General features: G+C 71.6%; 21 protein-coding genes and 1 pseudogene. 9 read left to right on the top strand and 13 right to left on the bottom strand.

Annotated elements, in window-relative coordinates; all coding sequences use genetic code 11:
• Positions 1-204: 204 nt before the first annotated feature.
• The 3 genes from I4Q55_RS50710 to fdhD form a co-directional block, all read right to left on the bottom strand.
• Positions 205-825, bottom strand: a complete 621-nt coding sequence (locus tag I4Q55_RS50710) for a TetR/AcrR family transcriptional regulator (RefSeq protein ID WP_206793122.1) — start codon at positions 823-825, stop codon at positions 205-207.
• Positions 822-2,321 carry an FAD-dependent monooxygenase gene (locus tag I4Q55_RS32120; RefSeq protein WP_206793120.1) on the bottom strand — a complete coding sequence of 500 codons (1,500 nt, stop codon included), beginning with the start codon at positions 2,319-2,321 and terminating at the stop codon, positions 822-824. The genes I4Q55_RS50710 and I4Q55_RS32120 overlap by 4 nt, the downstream gene beginning before the upstream one ends.
• Before the next feature lie 80 nt (positions 2,322-2,401).
• The gene (gene fdhD, locus I4Q55_RS32115) at positions 2,402-3,226 is read right to left on the bottom strand and encodes a formate dehydrogenase accessory sulfurtransferase FdhD (RefSeq protein ID WP_206793118.1); all 825 of its coding nucleotides are present in this window, start codon (positions 3,224-3,226) and stop codon (positions 2,402-2,404) included.
• A gap of 102 nt (positions 3,227-3,328) precedes the next feature.
• Here fdhD and I4Q55_RS32110 point away from each other — a divergent pair, with 102 nt between their 5' ends.
• From I4Q55_RS32110 to I4Q55_RS32095, 5 genes are all read left to right on the top strand, one after another.
• Complete coding sequence (locus I4Q55_RS32110) at positions 3,329-4,678, top strand: OFA family MFS transporter (protein WP_206793116.1); 1,350 nt, start codon at positions 3,329-3,331, stop codon at positions 4,676-4,678.
• The gene (locus I4Q55_RS50295; protein WP_277992004.1) at positions 4,678-4,803 is read left to right on the top strand and encodes a hypothetical protein; all 126 of its coding nucleotides are present in this window, start codon (positions 4,678-4,680) and stop codon (positions 4,801-4,803) included. Before I4Q55_RS32110 ends, I4Q55_RS50295 begins: the two co-directional genes overlap by 1 nt.
• A complete protein-coding gene (locus tag I4Q55_RS32105; protein WP_206793114.1) occupies positions 4,800-5,552 on the top strand; it encodes an SDR family NAD(P)-dependent oxidoreductase in 753 nt (250 codons plus the stop codon). The genes I4Q55_RS50295 and I4Q55_RS32105 overlap by 4 nt, the downstream gene beginning before the upstream one ends.
• A 51-nt stretch (positions 5,553-5,603) precedes the next feature.
• Positions 5,604-7,028, top strand: coding sequence for an LCP family protein (locus tag I4Q55_RS32100; RefSeq protein ID WP_206793112.1), 1,425 nt, complete (start codon positions 5,604-5,606; stop codon positions 7,026-7,028).
• Positions 7,029-7,315: 287 nt separating this feature from the next.
• Positions 7,316-7,897: a hypothetical protein gene (locus I4Q55_RS32095; protein WP_206793110.1), complete on the top strand. Its 582-nt coding sequence runs from the start codon at positions 7,316-7,318 to the stop codon at positions 7,895-7,897.
• Here the strand turns inward: I4Q55_RS32095 and I4Q55_RS32090 are convergent.
• The 5 genes from I4Q55_RS32090 to I4Q55_RS32070 all read right to left on the bottom strand — a co-directional run bounded on the left by I4Q55_RS32090 (position 7,888) and on the right by I4Q55_RS32070 (position 13,395).
• Positions 7,888-10,194 (bottom strand): FdhF/YdeP family oxidoreductase, encoded by a 2,307-nt coding sequence (locus I4Q55_RS32090; RefSeq protein WP_206793108.1) that lies wholly within the window; start codon positions 10,192-10,194, stop codon positions 7,888-7,890. The two genes, I4Q55_RS32095 and I4Q55_RS32090, sit on opposite strands and share 10 nt — an antisense overlap.
• Positions 10,195-10,198: 4 nt before the next feature.
• Positions 10,199-11,524 carry an MFS transporter gene (locus I4Q55_RS32085; protein WP_206793106.1) on the bottom strand — a complete coding sequence of 442 codons (1,326 nt, stop codon included), beginning with the start codon at positions 11,522-11,524 and terminating at the stop codon, positions 10,199-10,201.
• Positions 11,525-11,589: 65 nt separating this feature from the next.
• Positions 11,590-12,027, bottom strand: coding sequence for a MarR family winged helix-turn-helix transcriptional regulator (locus tag I4Q55_RS32080; RefSeq protein WP_206793104.1), 438 nt, complete (start codon positions 12,025-12,027; stop codon positions 11,590-11,592).
• 43 nt (positions 12,028-12,070) lie between these two features.
• On the bottom strand, positions 12,071-13,054 hold the full coding sequence (locus I4Q55_RS32075; protein WP_206793102.1) for a hypothetical protein: 984 nt from the start codon (positions 13,052-13,054) through the stop codon (positions 12,071-12,073).
• Between the two features lie 47 nt (positions 13,055-13,101).
• Positions 13,102-13,395 (bottom strand): hypothetical protein, encoded by a 294-nt coding sequence (locus I4Q55_RS32070; RefSeq protein ID WP_206793100.1) that lies wholly within the window; start codon positions 13,393-13,395, stop codon positions 13,102-13,104.
• 56 nt (positions 13,396-13,451) lie between these two features.
• Here I4Q55_RS32070 and I4Q55_RS32065 point away from each other — a divergent pair, with 56 nt between their 5' ends.
• Positions 13,452-16,073, top strand: coding sequence for a valine--tRNA ligase (locus I4Q55_RS32065; protein ID WP_206793098.1), 2,622 nt, complete (start codon positions 13,452-13,454; stop codon positions 16,071-16,073).
• 56 nt (positions 16,074-16,129) lie between these two features.
• On the opposite strand, the gene I4Q55_RS32060 is transcribed toward I4Q55_RS32065, so the two are convergent.
• Together I4Q55_RS32060 and I4Q55_RS32055 are read right to left on the bottom strand one after the other, a co-directional pair.
• Positions 16,130-16,453, bottom strand: a complete 324-nt coding sequence (locus tag I4Q55_RS32060) for a hypothetical protein (RefSeq protein ID WP_206793095.1) — start codon at positions 16,451-16,453, stop codon at positions 16,130-16,132.
• Between the two features lie 112 nt (positions 16,454-16,565).
• The gene (locus I4Q55_RS32055; RefSeq protein ID WP_242547137.1) at positions 16,566-16,943 is read right to left on the bottom strand and encodes a hypothetical protein; all 378 of its coding nucleotides are present in this window, start codon (positions 16,941-16,943) and stop codon (positions 16,566-16,568) included.
• On the opposite strand from I4Q55_RS32055, the pseudogene I4Q55_RS50705 reads away from it, so the two are divergent.
• Positions 16,929-17,000: pseudogene (locus tag I4Q55_RS50705) on the top strand (hypothetical protein); the annotation flags it as partial. The gene I4Q55_RS32055 and the pseudogene I4Q55_RS50705 overlap by 15 nt on opposite strands.
• A 10-nt stretch (positions 17,001-17,010) precedes the next feature.
• On the opposite strand, the gene I4Q55_RS49575 reads toward I4Q55_RS50705, so the two are convergent.
• Positions 17,011-17,271 carry a hypothetical protein gene (locus tag I4Q55_RS49575; RefSeq protein WP_242547136.1) on the bottom strand — a complete coding sequence of 87 codons (261 nt, stop codon included), beginning with the start codon at positions 17,269-17,271 and terminating at the stop codon, positions 17,011-17,013.
• Between the two features lie 92 nt (positions 17,272-17,363).
• Here I4Q55_RS49575 and I4Q55_RS49570 point away from each other — a divergent pair, with 92 nt between their 5' ends.
• Positions 17,364-17,855 carry an alpha/beta fold hydrolase gene (locus I4Q55_RS49570; protein WP_242547135.1) on the top strand — a complete coding sequence of 164 codons (492 nt, stop codon included), beginning with the start codon at positions 17,364-17,366 and terminating at the stop codon, positions 17,853-17,855.
• Positions 17,856-18,122: 267 nt separating this feature from the next.
• Here the strand turns inward: I4Q55_RS49570 and I4Q55_RS32040 are convergent, their stop codons facing one another.
• A complete protein-coding gene (locus I4Q55_RS32040; protein ID WP_206793093.1) occupies positions 18,123-18,992 on the bottom strand; it encodes an SGNH/GDSL hydrolase family protein in 870 nt (289 codons plus the stop codon).
• Between the two features lie 72 nt (positions 18,993-19,064).
• On the bottom strand, positions 19,065-19,700 hold the full coding sequence (locus I4Q55_RS32035) for a bifunctional 2-polyprenyl-6-hydroxyphenol methylase/3-demethylubiquinol 3-O-methyltransferase UbiG (RefSeq protein ID WP_206793091.1): 636 nt from the start codon (positions 19,698-19,700) through the stop codon (positions 19,065-19,067).
• Positions 19,701-19,773: 73 nt separating this feature from the next.
• Here I4Q55_RS32035 and I4Q55_RS32030 point away from each other — a divergent pair, with 73 nt between their 5' ends.
• Positions 19,774-21,429: a folylpolyglutamate synthase/dihydrofolate synthase family protein gene (locus tag I4Q55_RS32030; protein WP_206793089.1), complete on the top strand. Its 1,656-nt coding sequence runs from the start codon at positions 19,774-19,776 to the stop codon at positions 21,427-21,429.
• Positions 21,430-21,450 lie beyond the last annotated feature (21 nt).

Raw genomic sequence — 21,450 nt, 5'->3', positions numbered from 1 at the left:
TACGCCGCCCATCCAGCAACAGCCCCCGCAGATACGTCTCGCCCTTGGCCCGCTGATCCGACCGGGCCAAAGGAGCGAACACCTCCGCCGCAAAGGACTCAAGACATTGCCGGACATGGACAAGCTCGTCAGGAGTCACCGAAGCATGAAATCACCCAGCCTGCTCCACGTCCCCACGACACGCCAAGACCTAACAAAGTACTACTAGGCGGCCGGCGGGACGAGGCCGGCCTGCCGGAGCAGCCGCCGGAGGTAGGCGCTGATCTCCTCCGGTCGCAGCCGGGCCGGTTCGAGCAGCAGGCGGTGGATGACCGCGCCGGCCATCATGTCGAGCAGGACGTCGATGTCGGTGGCGGGATCGAGGACGCCCGCGGCCTGGGCCCGGCCGAGGAGGGCGTGGGCGTGGCGGCGCCGGGGGAGGACGTGGTGCCGCCAGTACGCCTCCAGCAGTGCCGGGTGGCTGGGGCCCGCGCCGAGCAGGCGAGCGGACAGCGCGCGATACCGGGGATCGGCCAGCACCGCGCCCCATTGCGGCAGGAGCGCCTCGACCAGGTCCGGCAGGTCCTCGGGCACGGGGACTTCGCCCAGGCCCGGGATGTCGTCCCGGACCTGTTCGATCGCGTCGGCGAGGAGCTCTTCCTTCGTCTTCCAGCGCTTGTAGACCGTCACCTTCGCGACGCCCGCCCGTTTGGCGATGCCTTCCATGCTCGTCTGGTCGATGCCGCGTTCGACGAGCAGGTCCACGGCGGCGCGGAGGATCGCGGTGCCGGCGTGCGGATCCCGGGGCCGTCCGGGTCCCGCGCGGCGCGGTGTCTCGGTGGTCACGCCCCCATCTTGGTCCGCAGCGCGCCGGCGAACCACCGGCGCAGCGCCTCGGGGTCGGTACCGCGCCACGCGAGGTGGCCGTCGGGGCGGATCACCAGCGGTGCGCCCGGTGCCGTGTCGTCGACCAACGTGGTGACATCCGGCCCGAGGTGCTCCCTGGCCGTGCTCAGGAGCGCGCCGGTCGCGGTACCGGGCCGGGCGAGGACGACCCAGGCCGGGCCCAGTTCGGCGTGCAGCCTGGCCGGGCTCCCGTCGGTGCGGCGGCAGGGCCGGTCCGGGACCCGGTCGCCGGGACGGGGCGCCCGGCCGCGGCCGCCGAGCGGACCGCCCCGGTAGGTCACGCCCAGCTGGGACGCCGTCCGGGTCGCCTGCCGCTGCACCCGGGGCGAGGTGAGGAGCGGGACGAAGACCCGGTCGCGGACGAGCCGGGTCACCGCGTTCTCGCCGACCAGGATCTTCGTGTTGGCCGTGGTCCGGCGCAGCACCTCGGTCGCGAGTGGACGGCGTTCGGCGGTGTAGGTGTCCAGCAGTGCCTCCTCCGCCCGGCCGTGCACGACCAGCGCGAGCTTCCACGCCAGGTTCTCCGCGTCGCCGATGCCGGTGTTCATGCCCTGGCCGCCGATCGGGCTGTGGATGTGCGCGGCGTCGCCGGCCAGCAGGATCCGGCCACTCCGGTAGTCCGCCGCGAGCCGCCGCTGGACGCGGAAGACCGACGTCCAGACCGCCTCGCGGATGCGGACCCCGGTCTCGCCGGCCCGCTCGGGCAGCAGCCGCTCGAACGCCGCGACGATGTCCGGTTCGGCCAGGCGACGGCCGCTCTCGGGCACGTCGGCCATGAGCCGCCAGAGGTCGCCGTCGGCGCTGCGCATCGGAATGGCCAGCAGCAGGCCGTCGCGGTGGAAGAACCCGGCCGACGCGGACCGGTCGCGCGCCCAGCCGGCGTGCACGTCCGCCAGCAGGAACTGCTCCACGACCGGCACCCCGGGGAACTCGATCCCGGCGAGCCCGCGCACCGCGCTGTGGGCCCCGTCGCACCCGGCCAGCCAGCCGGCGCGCGCCCGCCCGCCGTCGGCGAACCCGACCGTCACCCCGTCGGCGTCCTGGACCGCGGTGGTGACCGCCGTGCCCCACTCGACCTCGCCGCCGAGCTCGGCCAACCGCGCCCGCAGCCGTTCCTCGACCATGGCCTGGGAGACGAACAACGCCTGGACCGGCTCCCGCTCGTTCGGCGCGAACCGCATCGTCGCGATCGGGCGGGACCGCACGTGCATCCGCATCCCGACCGGCGCCAGCGCCCGGTCGCGCAGGTCGCCGACGGCCCCGAGCCTGCCGAGCACCTCGACGCCCCGCGCGTGCAGGATGTTCGCCCGCGACGTCGTCGCCGGCCCGGTGGCGCGGTCGACGACGCGCACGCCGACGCCCTGGGCGGCCAGTCCGCACGCCAGCGCCAGACCGGTCGGACCGGCTCCCGCGACCACCACATCGGCCTGATCCACAGCGCCCCCTTTTACATACGCATACGTCACCGTATGGAAATTACCCCGACCGGCGCCCGCGAGGCAACCGGCTGGGTGGATCAGGTCAGGACGCGGTGGTCCCCGGTGTACAGGTTCATCGAGTCGCCGCGGAGGAAGCCGACCAGGGTCATGCCGTTCTCCTCGGCCAGCTCCACCGCCAGCGACGACGGGGCCGACACCGCGGCCAGCAGCCCGATGCCCGCCATCGCGGCCTTCTGAACCAGCTCGAACGACGCGCGCCCGGACACCAGGAGGCCGTGGCCGGGTGCCGGGATCCGGCCGTCGAGGACCGCCCAGCCCAGCACCTTGTCCACCGCGTTGTGCCGCCCGACGTCCTCGCGGACGACGTCGAGCGAGCCGTCCGGGGTGAACAGCGCCGCCGCGTGCAGGCCGCCGGTGCTGGCGAACACCTTCTGGTGGGCGCGCAACGCGTCCGGCAGGCCGGAGAGGGTCTCGCTCTTCACGGCGAACTCCGCGGTGGCGGGGGAGAAGCGGGTGCGGAGCTTGACCGCGTCGAGCGCGGCCTTGCCGCAGACGCCGCACGACGACGTCGTGTAGAAGTTGCGCTCGACGCCGGTGTCCGGCGGTGGCACGCCGTCGGCCAGCGCGATGTCCAGCACGTTGTAGGTGTTGCGGCCCTGGTCGTCGACGCCGTCGCAGTAGCGGGCGACGGCGACGTCCTCGCGGCCGCCGATCACGCCTTCGGACAGCAGGAAACCGTGGGCCAGCTCGACGTCGTGCCCGGGTGTGCGCATGGTGACCGCCAGCGCGCGGCCGCCCACCCGCAGTTCCAGGGGCTCTTCGGCCGCCAGCGCGTCCGGGCGGCGCCGGTCCCCGGCCGCGGAGATCCGCCGCACCGGCCTGCGCACGGTCACCCTGCCCATCAGCACACCTTTCCCTGCCCGGAAGTTCGACACTCGTATGGTGCAACGCCGGGTATTTAGTAATACATTCCCTCCATCATCCCCAGAATACGGAGGGAACCGATGGCTCTCGGCTTCCTGGACCGATCCCGGATCGTGGCGCCGCCCGGCTGGACACGCTGGCTGGTGCCGCCGGCGGCCCTGTCGGTGCACCTGTCGATCGGGCAGGCCTACGCGTGGAGCGTCTTCAAGACCCCGCTCGAGAAGACGCTGCACCTCAACGGCACGCAGAGCTCGCTGCCGTTCCAGCTGGGCATCGTCATGCTGGGGCTGTCCGCCGCGTTCGGGGGCACGCTCGTCGAGCGCAACGGCCCGCGCTGGGCGATGTTCGTGTCGATGTGCTGCTTCGCCAGTGGCTTCCTCATCTCCGCGCTCGGCGTGGCGACCGGGCAGTTCTGGCTCGTCGTCGTGGGCTACGGCGGCATCGGCGGAGTCGGGCTCGGCATCGGCTACATCTCGCCGGTCTCGACGCTGATCAAGTGGTTCCCGGACCGGCCGGGCATGGCCACCGGGATCGCGATCATGGGCTTCGGCGGCGGCGCGCTGATCGCCTCGCCGTGGTCGTCGTCGATGCTGGGCACCGCGCCGGCCGCGGGCGACATCGCGACCGCGTTCCTGGTCCACGGCGTCGTCTACGCGGTGTTCATGTCGATGGGCTGGCTGCTCGTGCGGGTGCCGGCCGACGGCTGGAAGCCCGACGGCTGGGAGCCGAAGACCGACCACGGCGCCGCCATGATCACGACGGCGAACGTCTCGGCGGCCAACGCGATCAAGACCCCGCAGTTCTGGTGCCTGTGGGTCGTGCTGTGCTTCAACGTCACCGCGGGCATCGGCATCCTGGAGAAGGCGTCGCCGATGATCCAGGACTTCTTCAAGGGCACGTCGACGCCGGTGGGCGTGGCCGCGGCGGCGGGCTTCGTCGCGCTGCTGTCGCTGTGCAACATGCTCGGCCGGTTCGTCTGGTCGTCCACTTCGGACCTGGTGGGCCGCAAGAACATCTACCGCACGTACCTCGGCGTGGGCGCGGTCCTGTACCTGGTGATCGCGCTGACGGAGAACTCGTCGAAGCTGGTGTTCATCCTGTGCGCGATGGTGATCCTGTCGTTCTACGGCGGCGGGTTCGCCACGATCCCGGCCTACCTGAAGGACCTCTTCGGCACCTACCAGGTGGGCGCGATCCACGGCAGGCTCCTGACGGCGTGGTCGGTGGCCGGCGTGCTCGGCCCGCTGATCGTCAACCGGATCGCCGACAGCGAGAAGGCGGCGGGCAAGTCCGGCCCGGCGCTGTACGAGCTGTCGTTCTACATCATGATCGGCCTGCTCGTGGTCGGCTTCGTGGCCAACGAACTGGTTCGCCCGGTCAAGGAGAAGTTCCACGAGCCGGTCCCCGAGGCCGTGAGGAGTGAGGCGTGATGAGCGAGCCGTCGACGAAGCCGGGCCGGGTGCCGCTGATCGCGCTGGCCTGGGCGTGGGTCGTGCTCCCGTTCGGGTACGGGGTGTACCAGCTGTTCCTGAAGCTGGTACAGCTGTTCGGATGAGCAGAGGAGTTCTCGTCACCGGCGCGTCCCGCGGGATCGGGCGCGCGGTGGCCACGGCGTTCGCGGCGCGGGGCGACCGGGTGGCCGTCCACTATGGACACCGGGCCGCGGACGCCGGGGAGACGCTGGAAGCGCTGCCCGGCGAGGGGCACGTGCTGCTCGGCGGCGACCTCGCCGACCCCGAGGCGGCCCGCGAGCTCGCCGACGCCGCCGAGGCCGGCCTCGGCGGCGTCGACGTGCTGGTCAACAATGCCGCCGTCGCGACGTCGGCGGAGACCGCGCACCCCGTCGCCGGCGTGTCCTACGCGGACTGGCAGCGGATCTGGCGGCGCACCCTCGACGTCAACCTCGTCGGCGCGGCGAACCTGAGCTACTGCGTCGCCCGGCACCTCATCGGCCGGGGCGCGCCCGGCCGGATCGTCAACATCGGCTCGCGCGGGGCGTTCAAGGGCGAGCCCGACCACCCGGCGTACGGGGCGAGCAAGGCCGCGCTGCACGCGTTCGGCCAGTCGCTCGCCGTCTCGCTCGCGCCCCACGGGATCGCCGTGACGTCGGTGGCGCCCGGCTTCACCGCCACCGAGCGCGTGGCGGACCGGATCGACGACGCCCTGCGCGCGCAGAGCCCGTTCGGCCGGGTCGGCACGCCCGAGGAGGTCGCCGCGGCCGTCGTCTACCTGGCCTCCGCCGAGGCGACCTGGGCGTCCGGGACGGTCCTCGACCTCAACGGAGCCTCACACCTGCGAATGTGACGCAGCTCTCACTCGTGCAGCGGTTCCCGGTACTCGGGCGTCCAGGGAGTCGTGCATGTACTGGGGAAGATCGCCGTCGCCGGGCTGGCTCTCGTGGTGTTCGGCGGCACGGCGTACGGCTACGTGAACCTGAGCTCCCTCAACGAGGTGTCGCGGGACAGCGTCATCGACCCGGAAGGCGAGACGAAGCCGGGTGAGCAGCCCGCCGACGGCTCGCTCGACATCCTGCTGGTCGGCCGGGACTCCCGCAGTGACAACCAGGGGAACCCGCTGCCGCCGGAAGTGCTGCGCGAGCTGCGGGCCGGCGCCAACGGCGACGACCTCACCGACACGCTGATCGTGCTGCGGATCCCGAACGGCACCAAAGAGGTGAAAGCGTTCTCCATACCCCGGGACAGCTACGTCTCGATGCCGGGCGGGAAGGGCAAGATCAACGGCGCGTTCGGGCGGGCGAAGGCGGCCGAAGCGGGGCGGCTGCGCAACGCGGGCGAGACCGACAAGGCGAAGATCAACCAGAGCGCGCTCACCGCGGCGCGCCGGGCGACGCGTCAGGCGGTCGAGGACCTGACCGGGGTGAAGATCGACCACTTCGCCGAAGTCAACCTGCTCAGCTTCTACGAGATCAGCAAGGCCATCGGCGGCGTCGACGTCTGCCTGAAGAACGCCACCAAGGACAAGAACTCGGGAGCGGACTTCAAGGCCGGTCCGCAGACCGTCGCGGGGGCGGACGCGCTCGCCTTCGTCCGGCAGCGTGACGGCCTCCCCGGTACCGACTTCGCCCGCGTCCGGCGCCAGCAGGTGTTCCTCGCCGGGCTGGCCCGGCAGGTGCTGTCGGCGGGCACGCTGGCCGACCCGGGGAAGCTGTCCGACCTGATCGACGCCGTCAAGCGCTCGGTCGTGCTGGACGCCTCGTGGAACCTGCTCGACTTCGTCGGGCAGATGCGCGGGGTCAGCGGCGGCGGGATCCAGTTCGCGACGATCCCGGTCGTCAACGTCGACTACCGGTACGACAAGTCGAACCCCCGGGCGACGGCGGTGCAGGTCGACCCGGCCGCGGTGAAGGCCTTCGCGGCCGGCTTGATCGGGCCCGCGGCCCCCGCCCCGCCGACCGGGACGACCACGCCGGCCACGGCGGTCACCGTCGACGTCTCCAACGCGAGCTCGAAGGAAGGCCTCGCCGGCCGCGTGGCGGGCGTCCTGCGCGAGAAGGGGTTCACGGCGAACTCGGCGGGCAACACCGCCGCCCGGCGGACGTCACTGGTCCGCTTCGGCCCCGACCTGGCGGGGCGCGGCGCCGAGGTGGCGAAGGCGCTGGGCGGGCTGACGACGCAGCAGTCCGCGTCGGTGCCGGCCGGGCACATCGAGGTGGTGCTCGGGGCGGTCTACTCCGGTCCCGGCGCGGCCGCGGGTGGCGGTGCTCCCGGCGGTGCCTCGGACGAGCCGATCACCTCGAACGGCGTCGTCTGCGTGGATTGACCGCCCGCTGAATTGATCGACGGCGAAGTTCAGGATTTTCCGTCGAATCCCTGAAATGCGCGGGAAATTCCCGCGAGCCCGGGACCGCCGTACCGCGGTGGACCACCCCGGCCACTGGTCTTGACGCTGCCGCCCTGGTGAGGCAGGGTGCGGGGACCGTCGGCGGGGCAGGACCACGTGACGGCGGAAAGTCCACCCGACCGGTGGGCGATCTTGGAAAATCGATTTCAGGGAATACGGAAAGTCCGGAATTTATGCGCAGCAGCGTCGCCCGGGGTGGGTGGATCTTGCCCGTCCTCGTTTCAGCCGTTCTTTCCGCCGGGTGCCAGTCGGCGTCCGCGTCGGCGCACTACCCGGGGGCGATAGACGCGTGCCGGCTGATCGGACCGAACGCGCAGGCGCAGCTCGCGCCCGGGACCGTCGAGATCCCGGCCGACTCGGTGAAGGCCGCCGAGGCCAAGGTCGTCCCCGACGACCGCGCCACCGAGGGCAACGAGGTCACCACCTGCCGCCGCCTGTACGCGCGCGACCTCGGCGGCGGCAAGCCCAACCTGCAGGACTACCGGCTCCTCACGATCGCCGTGGTGCGGTTCACGCAGTCCGACGCGGACGAGGCCGCCGCGAAGGCCAGCCAGCTGATGACGGACGCCCTCGGCGACCACTCGGGTGTCCGGCTCGCCACCGGCGTCGGCGACGAGGCGGGGTTCTCCGAGCAGTGGGCCGCCGTCCGGACCGGCAACGTCGTGCTGGGCCTGGCCATCGCCGACGGTGGCACCGAAGCCGCGCTGATCCCGCCCGCGACGCTGGACAGCGTGCAGGCCGTGGTCACGGACATGGCCGGCACGCTGCAGCGGGACTTTCAGGACTGAGGTTCGAGCCGCACGACGATCGCCTTCGAGACCGGCGTGTTCGACTTGTCCGCCACCGCGTCCAGCGGCACCAGCGCGTTCGCCTCCGGGAAGTACGCCGCCGCGCAGCCGCGCGCGGTCGGGTACGCGACGATCCGGAACGCCGGGGCCCGGCGATCGCCGTCACGCCACTCCGAGACGAGGTCGACCGTTTCGCCGTCGGTGAGGCCGAGCGCCGCGATGTCGGCCGGGTGCACCAGCACCACCCGGCGGGCGTTCTCGATGCCGCGGTAGCGGTCGGACAGCCCGTAGATCGTGGTGTTGTACTGGTCGTGGCTGCGCATCGTCTGCAGCAGCAGCCGGCCCTCGGGCACCTTCGGGTACTCCAGCTCCGACACCGTGAAGTTGCCCTTGCCGTTGGCGGTCCCGGTGAACTCGCGCGAGTCGCGCGGGGCGTGCGGCAGCACGAAGCCGTCCGGCTCGCGGACGCGGCGGTTGTAGTCCTGGCAGCCCGGCACGACCCGCGAGATGCGGTCGCGGATCAGGTCGTAGTCGGCCTCGAACGTCCGCCACGGCACGGCGTGGCCCGCGCCGAACAGCGTCTCGGCCAGCCGGCAGACGATGGCCACCTCGGAGAGCAGGTGCTCGCTCGCCGGCCGCAGGCGCCCGCGCGAGGGGTGCACCTGCGACATCGAGTCCTCGACCGTGACGAACTGCTCGCCGCTCGCCTGGACGTCGCGTTCGGTGCGGCCGAGCGTCGGCAGGATCAGGGCGGTGCGGCCGTGGACGACGTGCGACCGGTTCAGCTTGGTGGACACGTGCACGGTCAGCGAGCACGAGCGCAGCGCCTTCTCGGTCAGCTCCGAGTCCGGCGTCGCCGAGGCGAAGTTGCCGCCGACGGCGAAGAACACCTTGCCGCGGCCGTCGCGCATCGCGCGGATCGCGTCGACGGTGTCGAAGCCGTGCTCGCGGGGGACCTCGATGCCGAACTCGCCCGCCAGCGCGTCCATGAAGGACTGCGGCATCTTCTCCCAGATGCCCATCGTCCGGTCGCCCTGGACGTTCGAGTGCCCGCGCACCGGGCACAGGCCCGCGCCCGGCTTGCCGATCATCCCGCGCATCAGGGCGAGGTTCGCGATCTCGGAGATCGTCGGCACGGCGTGCTTGTGCTGGGTGAGCCCCATCGCCCAGCAGTAGATCGTGCGCTGGGAGGAGGCGATCATCCGCGCGACGCGCTCGATCTGTTCCCGCGGGAGGCCGGTCGCGCGCTCGGTCTCCGGCCAGTCGATCTCCTGGAGGTGTTTCGCGTAGTCGTCGAAGCCCTCGGTGACCCGGTCGACGAAGTCGCGGTCGACGATCGCGCCGGGTGCCTCGGCGTCCCAGGCGAGCAGCAGGTGCCCGACGGCCTGGAACAGCGCGAGGTCGCCGCCGAGGCGGACCTGGGCGAACTCGTCGGCCAGCGGCGTGCCCTTGCCGACGACGCCGCGGACGTTCTGCGGGTTCTTGAACCGCATCAGCCCGGCTTCGGGCAGCGGGTTGACGGCGATGATCCGCGCGCCGTTGCCCTTGGCCTCTTCCAGCGCCGAGAGCATCCGCGGGTGGTTGGTGCCCGGGTTCTGCCCGACGACGACGATGAGGTCGGCCTTGTGGATGTCGGCGAGGCTGACCGAGCCTTTGCCGATGCCGGTGGTGGCCGCCAGCGCCGCGCCCGAGGACTCGTGGCACATGTTGGAGCAGTCGGGGAGGTTGTTGGTGCCGAAGGAGCGCACGAGCAGCTGGTAGAGGAACGCGGCCTCGTTGCTGGTGCGGCCGGAGGTGTAGAAGATCGCCTCGTTGGGGTCGGTGAGCGCCTTGAGCTCGCCCGCGACCAGCTCGAACGCGGCGTCCCAGGAGATCGGCTCGTAGTGCGTCGCGCCTTCGCGCAGCACGAACGGCTCGGTGATCCGGCCCTGCTGGCCCAGCCAGTAGTCGGTCTTGGTTTCGAGGTCGGCGATCGGGTGCCGCGCGAAGAAGGCGCGGTCGACCCGCCGTTTCGTGGCTTCCTCGGCGACGGCCTTGGCGCCGTTTTCGCAGAACTCGGCCAGCTTGCGCTTCTCGCCGTCGACCTCGCGGGGTTCCGGCCACGCGCAGCCCGGGCAGTCGAAGCCCTCGCGCTGGTTCAGCAGCCGCAGGGCCTTGACGGTCCGGCCGGTGCCCATCTGCTCGACGCTGCGCGCGAGCGACACGGCGACGCCGGGTATCCCGGCCGCCCAGCCCTTCGGCTTGCCCACCTCGAGGCGGGTCTCGTCCACGTCCTGCGCCGGCGCTTCACGGGTCATGTGTTCATCGTGCGCCTCGATGGGCGAGCGCGCTAACAGGGGTCCGCAACCCACGGTCGGCGAGGGTCACCACGAGCAGCAGGCCGCTGATGACGACCAGCGCCACGGCCAGCCGGTGCAGGCCCGCCGAGTCGGCGTGCGGGCCATAGCAAAGCGCGATGAGCGTCGAAGCCACGATCGCGCCGAGGTACTGGGCGGTCCGGAACAACCCGCTCGCCGTGCCCATCTGCTCGGCCGGTGCCTCGCGGTAGAGCGTCGTCTGGTTCGCGACGCTCGTCAGCCCCTGGGCGAGGCCGAACAACGCGGCCAGGGCGAGCAGCGCGCCGACCCAGGTGCCGTCGTGGACGAGCAGCAGCAGCGCCGACCCGCCGGCCAGGGCCACCGCGACGGTGACCAGCCGCGCCTTGATGGCGGACGCGCGCCCGGAGAACGCCGCGGCGCAGACCGCCGTGGCCGACATCGGCAGCAGCATCAGCCCGGCGGCCTCCTCCGACAGCTGCCGCGCGGTCTCCAGCCACTGGACGTACCCGAACATGATCGCGTAGATGGCCATGAAGCTCAGCGCCTGCCGCAGGTACGTCCGCAGGATCGCGCCGTTGGCCGCGAGCATCCGCAGGTCGAGGAACGGCGTGTCACGCCGGAGCTCGACCAGCGTGAAGGCCGTCCCGAACGCCGCGACGACGGCGAGCAGCCAGACCTCGGCGCCGGGGTCCATCAGGAAGAACAGGAGCGCCAGCAGGGTCGCGGAGAACAGCGCGATGCCGAGCACGTCGATCCGGGTGGCGGTGCGCTCGCCCCGGTCGTCCTCCGGCACCCACAGGAGCGCCAGGACCAGTGACAACCCGGCGAGCGGGATGTTCACCGCGAAGATCGCCGGCCAGCCGAAGAGCCCGATCAGCACCCCGCCCAGTGTCGGGCCGATCACCATCACCGTCTGCGCGGACATCGACAGCAGCGACAGCACCCGCGCGGGCACGCCCTGGCCGCTCGCTTCGGCGTGGTGGCGCAGCACGGCCATCGCGGCCGGGAAGCCGGCGCACGTGCCCAGGCCGAGGACGACCCGCACGCCGGTCAGCCAGCCGACGGAGATCGGGATCATGCCCGCGATCCCGGCCACGATCACCAGCGAGGCTCCGCCGAGCAGGACGCGGCGGGCACCGTGCCGGTCGACCAGCAGGCCGACCACCGGCTGCCCGACCGCGGTGGCCAGGTACAGCGCCGAGATCAGCCAGGCGGTCTGCCCGGGGCCCGCCCCGAAGCTGTGGCCGATCGGGACGAGCGCGACGGCGATGAGCGTGGAGTTGATCGGGTTGAGCACCGCGCCGGCCACCAGCGGGGTGACCAGGCGGGCGCCGAACTTGGCGGGAGCGGTGACGGTGCTCGTGGGGAACTCCTTCAGTGTTGCGCGACGCGCTGCAGCAGCGGCAGCGCCCGGGTGACGGCGTCGAGCTCGGCGGGGGACAGCTCGTCGAGCAGGGCCTGGGCCAGCCACTCGTCGCGGTGCTGCTGGATCCCGCGCACGGTGTCGCGGCCGGCGTCGGACAGGCTGATCACCACGCGGCGCCGGTCGGCCGGGTCGGGGGTGCGGGCGAGGTAGCCCAGCTCGTCGAGGACGCCGAGGGTGGCGGCCATCGACTGCTGCCGCACGTGCTCGGCCGCGGCCAGCTCACCCTGCGTGGCCGGGCCTTCGCGGTGGAGCCGGTGGAGCACGGCGGACTGCGAAGGGGTCAGGACCCCCGCGTTGTCGACGTGGCGCAGCCGCCGGTGCAGCTGCCCGACGACCCCGCGGATCCAGCCGGCGCTTTCGGCGACGTGCGCAGGTACTTCGCCCATGTACACAGTTTAACTGTGCAGTCCAGACTGTGCATCTCGGAGGTCAGTCACCGCAGCCGTCGAGGTTCGGCACCGGGTACTTCGGGTCGTAGTAGCCGGGGGCGTCGCGCTCGCCGGTCGGCGGGGTGAGCGACCGCGGGTTCGCGTAGCCCGGTGCCAGGTAGCCCTCCTTGGCGGCGGCGCAGCCCACCGACGAGAACGCGATGGCGGTGTCGGCGATCCACAGGCCGTGGCTGCTCTTGGCGAACGACGGGCCGCTTCGGACGACGTACGTTTCGTCGCGGCGCTCGAAGGTGACGATCTCCGCGGGGCTCGTGAGCTCCTTGGGGTGCGCGTGGTCGAAGGCGTAGGCGACCGTGTACTTCGCCTCGACGACCAGCTCACCGGGCTTGGCGCCGGCGCGCGCGGTGAGCGTGCCGAAGGTGCGCGGGCCCGCGTCGAGCAGGTGGTGGCCGTCGGCGATCTCGGTGACGTAGGCGCCGAAGCCGGGCTTCTTGGCCAGCTCCGGGAGGATCTGGTCGCGGTCGTCGGGGGCGAACAGGGCCGCGTACGCCTTGGCGTCGTGCCCGGTCAGGACCGCCGGGTCGAGGTGCGCGGCGGTGATGACCTGCTTGACCTTCGTGTAGGCGGCGGCGACCGCGTCGGCCTTGAAGGCGCCGACGGCGGCCGGGGCGGGTGCGGTGATGCCGTCGATGCCCTTCGGCCAGCCGTCGGCGGGGGTGTGCGCGTACGGCCGGGCCAGGTCGACCGGGGCGACGTCCGGCACCGACGTCGGGTCCGGCGGCGCGGCGTCCTGGGCGGGGCGACGGCCGACCAGCACGATCGCCGTCGTGGTCACGGCCAGGACCAGCAGCAGCACGGCGAAGATCCACCAGCGGCGGCGCGGGCCGCGCGCGGCGCGTTTCTGCTGCTTGCGGAACTGCTTGCGGTCCTTCTTCGAACCCAGCCAGGCGTCCTTCTGCGCGTGCCTGCGCCAGTCGGGGTCCATCAGGTCCGGGTGCGAGTCGAGCAGGTCTTCTTCGTCCATGTGTCCCCCCAGGTCGATGTCTGATCATCGATGGCGGGGGACGAGCGTTACCCGAAGTACGCGAATTCGTTGACGCCGACGCCCTGGAGCTGGTGCACGATGATCGCCGCGGCGACCAGCCCGACCACGATGAACAGGGCGAGCACGCCCGGCCAGCGGCTCTGCCCCGGCTGCCGGTACCCGCCGGCCCGGCGCTCGCGCTTGCGGCGCTTCTTGAGGTCCTTCTTCGCGCCCAGCCAGGCGTCCCGCGCGGCGTACTTCTGCCAGTCCGGGTTCATCAGGTCCGGGTGCGTCTCCAGGCGCCGGTCGTCCGGATCCTGCGGCTGCTGAGGCTGTGTCATCCCGAGTGCCTTCCCCCTGGGTGACCCGCCGTGACGGGTTCGTAGACTTGTCCATTGTGACCGAGAACGCTCCGCAGCAGACCACCGACCTTCCGGGTGCCTGGGACCCGGCCGCCGAGGAAGCACCGATGTACGACCGCTGGGTAGCGGCCGGGTACTTCACGGCCGACGCCTCGTCGGGGAAGCCGCCGTTCTCGATCGTACTGCCGCCCCCGAACGTAACCGGTTCGCTGCACATGGGCCACGCGCTCAACCACACCCTGATGGACGCGATGAGCCGCCGCCGTCGCATGCAGGGCTACGAGGTGCTGTGGCTGCCGGGCATGGACCACGCCGGCATCGCGACGCAGAACGTCGTCGAGCGCCAGCTGGCCGGCGAAGGGCTTTCCCGCCACGACCTGGGCCGCGAGAAGTTCGTCGAGCGCGTCTGGGAGTGGAAGGCCGAGTACGGCGGCAAGATCCTCGGCCAGATGAAGCGCCTCGGCGACGGCGTCGACTGGTCGCGCGAGCGGTTCACCATGGACGAGAACCTGTCGAAGGCCGTCCAGACGGTGTTCAAGAACTTCTACGACGAGGGCCTGATCTACCGGGCCGAGCGGATCATCAACTGGTGCCCGCGCTGCCAGACGGCCCTGTCGGACATCGAGGTCGACCACAACGACGACGACGGCGAGCTCGTGTCGATCCGCTACGGCGACGGCGACAACGCGATCGTGGTCGCGACGACCCGGGCGGAGACGATGCTGGGCGACACCGCGGTCGCCGTCCACCCGGACGACGAGCGGTACGCGCACCTCGTCGGCACCGAGGTCGAGCTGCCGCTGACCGGCCGCCGCATCCCGATCGTGGCCGACAAGCACGTCGACCCGGAGTTCGGCACCGGTGCGGTGAAGGTCACCCCGGCGCACGACCCGAACGACTTCGAGATCGGCCGCCGCCACGACCTGCCGATGCTGACGATCATGAACGAGCGCGCGGAGATCACGGTCGCGGGCCCGTTCGAGGGCCTCGACCGGTTCGAGGCGCGGCCCGCGGTGGTCGCGGCGCTGCGGGAGCTGGGCCGGATCGTCGCGGAGAAGCGGCCGTACGTGCACGCGGTCGGGCACTGCTCGCGCTGCGACACGGTGGTCGAGCCGCGGCTGTCGCTGCAGTGGTGGGTCAAGGTCGAGGAGCTGGCCAAGCTGGCGGGTGACGCCGTGCGTGACGGCCGCACGAAGATCCACCCGCCGGAGCTGGGCAAGCGGTACTTCGACTGGGTCGACAACATGCACGACTGGACGATCTCGCGCCAGCTGTGGTGGGGCCACCGCATCCCGGTGTACTACGGACCGGGCGGCGAAGTCGTGTGCGTGGGCCCGGACGAGCAGCCGCCGACGGGCGAGGGCTGGACGCAGGACCCGGACGTGCTGGACACGTGGTTCTCGTCGGGCCTGTGGCCGATGTCGACGCTGGGCTGGCCGTCGTCTTCGGAAGACCTCGCGAAGTTCTACCCGACGAGCGTGCTGTCGACGGGCTACGACATCCTGTTCTTCTGGGTGGTCCGGATGATGATGTTCGGCGTGCACCAGATGGACGGCAAGCAGCCGTTCGACCATGTGTATCTGCACGGCCTGATCCGCGACGCCCAGGGCAAGAAGATGTCGAAGTCGCGCGGCAACGTGATCGACCCGCTGGAGTGGATGGACGCGTACGGCGCGGACGCGACCAGGTTCACCCTGGCCCGCGGCGCGAACCCGGGCGCGGACATGGCACTGGCCGACGAGTGGGCGGCGGGTTCCCGTAACTTCTGCACGAAGCTGTGGAACGCGACGAAGTTCGCGATGATGAACGGCGCTTCGGTGTCGTCGCCGCTGCCGTCTGCCGGTGAGCTGACGGAGGCCGACCGCTGGATCCTCGGCCGCCTGGCCGCCCTGGTGTCCGAAGTGGACGGACTGTTCGAGGACTTCCAGTTCGCGAAGGTGGCGGGCGCGCTCTACCAGTTCACCTGGAACGAGCTCTGCGACTGGTACCTGGAGTTGGCGAAGGTCCAGCTGTACCAAGGGGATGACGCCCGGGTGGCGGCGACCCGGTCGGTGCTGGGTCACGTGCTGGACACGGTGCTCAGGCTGCTGCACCCGTTCATCCCGTTCATCACGGAGAAGCTCTGGACGGCCCTGACAGGCGGCTCCTCCTTGGTCATCGCCGCTTGGCCGGCGCCGTTCGAGGGCTACGCGGACGCGACGGCCGACGCCCGGATCGCGGACGTCCAGAAGCTGGTGACGGAGATCCGCAGGTTCCGCGCGGACCAGGGCCTGAAGCCGGGCCAGAAGGTGGCGGCCCGCCTGGCGGGCTACACGGGCGGCCACGAATCGGCGATCCGTTCGCTGGTCCGGTTGACTGATCCGGCGGACGACTTCGCGGCGAGCGCCGCACTGGAGGTCGCCCTGGCGGCCGGCGTGGTGACGGTGGAGCTGGACCTGTCGGGCACGGTCGACGTGGCGGCCGAGCGCAAGCGTCTCCAGAAGGACCTCGCGGCGGCGCAGAAGGAGCTGTCGCAGACGGAGGCGAAGCTGGGGAACGAGGCGTTCATCGCCAAGGCCCCGGAGCAGGTGGTGGCGAAGATCAAGACCCGCAAGGAAACGGCGGCGGCGGACATCGACCGCATCACCGCACGGCTGGCGGCCCTGCCGGCTTCCTGAGGTTTGTGGACAGAAGCCCGGCGCTCCTTCACGGAGTGCCGGGCTTTGTCATACGGTCAGGTGGAGCGAGCGGTGTCGTAGCAGCGCTGCCGTTCCTCGAGCCACAATGTCCGGTCATCGACGTCCGCGTACTCGGTGCGGAGCCGCCGGGCCAGCAGGTAGAAGCCTTCGCTCGGCCGGCGGCTGTCCTTCGACACGACGAGCGCGCTCCACAGCGGCTCGGCGCGTCGGGTGGCTCGGGTGGACACCCGTTCCAGGAAATAGCCGAGGTGGTTCGGCTGCACGCCGACGCGTTTGCCGAGCGGTGCGTATTCGATCAATCCGTCTTGCGCGGACGCGACGCCGTAAAGGATGTCGGCGATGCGGTCCACGCGGTCCATCTCGAAAGTTTCGGGCATTGAGTCGTCTCCACCTCGCCTGCGGTGACTCACTGGTTGCGGTGAAGGTCGTCTGCGGGCAGGCTTCTGTTACGGATTTCACGGACTCCGCTGCTCAGCCGGCTTCGGTGGCTCGCGCGGCTTCGATCAAGGCCACCACCTCGGCCGTCACCCGCCGATCGGCCGGCGTGGCCAGGTACGTCTGCATCCGAGGTGCCGGATCCGTCAACGGCCGGAACACCACGCCCGGCACCGGCAGCAGGTTCGCGTGCACCCGGTAGCACACCGTCCAGTGTGGACGGCCGAACCCCAGGGTTCCCGACGTGTCCTGCGCCGTCGTGAACTCCTTGCCCAGCACCGGCTCGAAGCCCGCCTCCCGGCAAGCGGCCAGTGGATGTGACCCGGGCAGCGCCACCAGGACCTCGTCCCTCCACAGTGGAGTGAAGTCGAGTCCGGAAGCGGGCCAGGAACCCCGGCCCTGCTGCTCCTGCACGGCTGGGGGACCAGCGGCCGCGTCTGGGCGTCGTGCCTGCCCGATCTCGTGCGCGACCACCGCGTCGTCACGCTCGACTGGCGCGGGTGCGGCCGCTCCGACCACCCCCGCCGACGGCAACACCATCGCCCAGATCACCGCCGACCTCGTGCAGGTGATCCACCAGTTCGAAGTGAAACCCACCGTCGTCGGGTCGAGTATCGGCGGCCTCTTCGCCACCGAACTGGCCCTCGCCCGGCCCGACCTGGTCGCGCGGGTCGTCGCGGTCGACCGTGCCCGCCCGGTCGTCGACAAGCTGTTTGCGCAGGTCGAGGACCCGGTCGAGCATGCCGGTGCTCGGCCAGTAGCCGGGACTGCCGCACCAGGAAAACCCGCGCGCGTGCACCGCCGCGCTCCGCGAGATCGACTGAGGAGACGACCATGCCGGAAGTGACGTGCGGAGACGCCGTCGTCCACTACGACCGGACCGGCGACGGCCCCGCCCTGCTCCTGCTGCACGGCACCGCCGCCTCCCGCGAACAGTGGGAACCGCTGACCGCGCAGGCGAACGGCTTCACCGTCCTGGCGCCCGACTTCCCCGGCTCGGGCCTGACCACCGACGGCGGCGGCCCGATCACCGTCGAAGGCCTCGCCGCCCAGGCCGAAGCCGTCCTGGACCACGCAGGCTTCGCCACCGCCCACGTCGTCGGGCACTCGCTCGGCGGGGTGGTGGCGGCCCACTTCGCCGGCACGCGCCCGGACCGCGTCGGAAAAGCTGTCCTGCACGCCGCGTGGCCCGTGACGGACGTCCGGCAGGACGCCGAGTTCCGCTCCTGGCTCGACCTGCTCGAAACCGGGACCTTCGCCCGGATGCTCCCGCTGATGGCCCTCGGCCCACGCTATTGGGAGCAGGCGACCACGGAGAGCAACTAACAGCTCGTCAAGACCCTGGAAACGGTGATCCGGCCCGGCGCGGACCGCCAGATCGCGACCGACCGCGCCGTCGACCCGCGGCCCGTGCTCGGCCGGATCACCGCGCCGGTGCTGGTGCTCGGCAGCGCGCACGACCGGATCGTCACGGCGGACCAGCAGCGTGCGCTGGTCGCCGCGATCCCGGACGCGCGCGCCGCCGAGATCGACGCGGGGCACGGTGCCCGGCCGAGCTGCCGGACGAGTTCGCCCAGCTCGTGCTGGGCTTCGTCAGCGCAGCGCCTTGAGCACCACGGCCGCCACGCCGGCCATCCCCGCCTTCAGCGGGTGGTACGCGGCCGCGGCGAAGACGTCCTGGTCCTTGCCGTTGATCCACGCCGAGCCGCCGCGCGCGCAGGCGTCGTGGCCGCGGGACGGGCCGTAGGTGTCGACGTACTCGGCGTCCCCGTTCGCCGCGGCGTCTTCGAGGGCCTGGTTCAGGTCTTTTTCGACGCTGTTGAGCCAGGCGTAGTCGCCGTCGGCGAACGGCAGGACGTCCGGGCAGTAGCCGCTGTCCGGCGCGATCCGCGGGTAGCCCACGACGAGCACCCGCGCGCCGGGCGAGCGCTGGTGGATCGTGGCCAGCACGCCTTCGATCCGCGGCTGGATGGAGGTGATGGCCGTCCCGATCGTGTCGACGCCGTTGGTCGTGAAGTGCTTCTCGCACGGGTTGCCGGTCGGGTCGGTCGCCCGCAGCCCCGGGCACGTCGCGGTCAGGGTGCTGAACACGCCGTAGTCGTTGCCGCCGACGCCGAGCGTGACCAGGTCGGTGTCGATCCGCAGGGCATCCAGCTGCGGGCCGTTCGTGCCGTTGAACGGCACCTTCTGCGGCCGGGTCATCGCGCCCGTGTCGGCGCCGGCGCAGCTGACGTCGCTGAAGTTGCCGGGCTTCAGCGCCGCCGCCACGACCGACGGGTAGTTCGCCGTCGACCGTCCGCAGCCGAGCGGATCGAGCCGCTGCGCCGGGATGAACGGCCCCGAAGTGAAGGAGTCACCGAGGGCGACGTAGTGGTGGATTCCCGCCGCCGACGCGGCGGCCGCGGTGGTGGTGAGCAGGATGGCTGCCGAGAAGACGGCGACGAGCAGCCGGGTGGTGCGCATGAAGACCCCTGTTCTGTTCCGGTGGACGCTGCCCCCACATCTAGCGAGCACCGGACGGGTCGGGGCCGGACTTCACCCGCCAGTCGGGTCACCGTGGCCGTGTTCACGGTAAGTGATCAAGGTGCGCCAGAAGAGCAACGGCCGGACCGTGCTGCCGGGCAACAGCCGGGCCGACTCGCGGCGCAGCTCGGCCAGCGTCGGGTAGTCGTCGACCACCGGGGCCTTCGGGCCCTCTTCGGGGCCGCCGTTCAGCCGCTCGCCGGCGTAGACGATCAGGCGCGCCAGTGCGTTGACCGGCACCGCCGCCACCGCGCGCGCCCAGTCCGCGGGCGTGCTCGGTTTCGCCAGGCCGAGCACCACCAGCACCCCGCCCGGCACGAGCGCCCGGCGCAGCTTGGCGACCGTCTCGAACGGCATGTGGTGCAGCGACGCCAGGCACGAGATGTAGTCGTAGTGCGCCTCGGGCAGGGCGTCGGTGGTGACGTCGGCCTGCCGGTAGACGATCTTGCCGGGCCCGGGCGACCCCAGGCCGGCGGCCGCTTCGACCATTGCCGCCGAGACGTCGATCGCCTCCACCGCCATGCCGGTCGCGGCCAGCCGACGGGCGAACCGGCCGGTGCCGCACCCGACGTCCAGCGCCAGCCCCGGCCCGGGCGGCAGCAGGTCCAGCAGCAGCGGGTGATAGTGGTCGTTGTGGTTGAACGGCATGCGTCGAGAGTGCCACCAAGCACGCACGTAGACTCGGAACGCAAGCGCGAAACCCCAGGCCGGAGGAGATTCAGTGCCGCAGGATGAGACAGGTCGCAAGCCGGACCTGTCGGATCTGGACAGCTTCGCGGGCGTCGACGAGCTGGGGACGTCGGGGTACGAGGAGTCCGACGACCACGACCCGGAACTGGACGTCCGCGACACCGCGTTCGAGGCGGGCGGTGGCGCGCGCGGCGGCATCGGCGGCGTCGGCCAGCTGGGCGACAACCTCGCCACCGGCCCGGTGCCCGACCTGACCGTGCCCGAGGACGCCGAGCTGCACGAGCTCGACGATCAGGGCGAGCAGCCGGCCTACGGCGACCCGGACGGCCCCGAGGCGCGGCGCGAGCTGATGGCCGTCGAGGCCGAGCTGAACCAGCGCTGGCCGGAGACGAAGATCGAGCCGTCGCTCACCCGCATCTCGGCGCTGACGCAGCTGCTGGGCGAGCCGAACCGCGGCTACCCGGTGCTGCACGTGGCCGGCACGAACGGCAAGGGCTCCACGGCCCGGATGATCGACGCCCTGCTGACCCGGATGGGCCTGCGTGTCGGCCGCTACACCAGCCCGCACCTGCAGCTGGTCACCGAGCGGATCGCGCTCGACGGCCGGCCGATCTCCGCCGCGCGCTACGCCGAGCTGTGGAACGACATCGCGCCGTACGTGTCCATGGTGGACGGTGCTTCGGCGGACGGCGTGGAGATGAGCAAGTTCGAGATCCTCACCGGGATGGCGTTCGCCGCGTTCGCCGACGCCCCGGTGGAGGCCGCGGTGCTCGAAGCGGGCCTGGGCGGCGCCTGGGACGCCACGAACGTCGCGGACGCCGACGTCGCCGTGATCACGCCGATCGGCCTCGACCACGTCGAATATCTGGGGCCGGACGCGGTGAGCGCGGCGCGCGAGAAGGCGGGCATCATCAAGCCGGGTTCGGTCGCGGTGATCGGCGAGCAGGACCCCGAGGTGCTGAAGGTGCTGCTGGAACGCGCGGTCGAGGTCGACGCCGCGGTGGCCCGCGCGGGCAGCGAGTTCGGCGTGCTCGAAAAGGAGATCGCCGTCGGCGGGCAGCTGCTGAAGCTGCAGGGCCTCGGCGGGGTGTACGACGACATCTTCCTCCCGCTGCACGGCGCCCACCAGGCCGCGAACGCCGCGCTGGCGCTGGCCGCGGTCGAGGCGTTCTTCGGCGCGGGCAAGGACAAGCAGCTGGTCGTCGAGGCGGTGCGCGAGGCGTTCGCCGAGGTCGAGACCCCGGGCCGGCTCGAGCGCGTCCGCTCGGCCCCGACGGTGCTGCTCGACGCGGCGCACAACCCACACGGCGCCCGCGCCCTCGCGACGACCGTGTCCGAGGAGTTCGCCTTCCGCCGCCTGGTCGCGGTGGTCGGGGTGATGGCCGAGAAAGACGCCCACGGCATCCTCGACGCGCTGGAGCCGGTGGTGTCGGACATCGTCGTGACGCGCAATGCCTCGCCCCGGTCGATGCCCCTGGAAGAACTGAACGAGCTGGCGATCTCGGTGTTCGGCGAGGACCGCGTCGTCGCGGAGACCGACCTGGAAACGGCCATCGAGACGGCGATCGCGCTGGTGGAGACCAACGACGACCCGGACGAGCCCCTGGCGGGCGGCGGCGTGCTGGTCACGGGCTCGGTGGTGACGGCGGGCGAGGCGCGCACGCTGTTCGGGAAGGAGCCGGCGTGACCACGCAGAAGCCGAAGGACC

Source organism: Amycolatopsis sp. MtRt-6 (assembly GCF_017308975.1).
GTDB lineage: Bacteria > Actinomycetota > Actinomycetes > Mycobacteriales > Pseudonocardiaceae > Amycolatopsis.
This window is presented reverse-complemented; position numbering and strand designations above follow the sequence as displayed.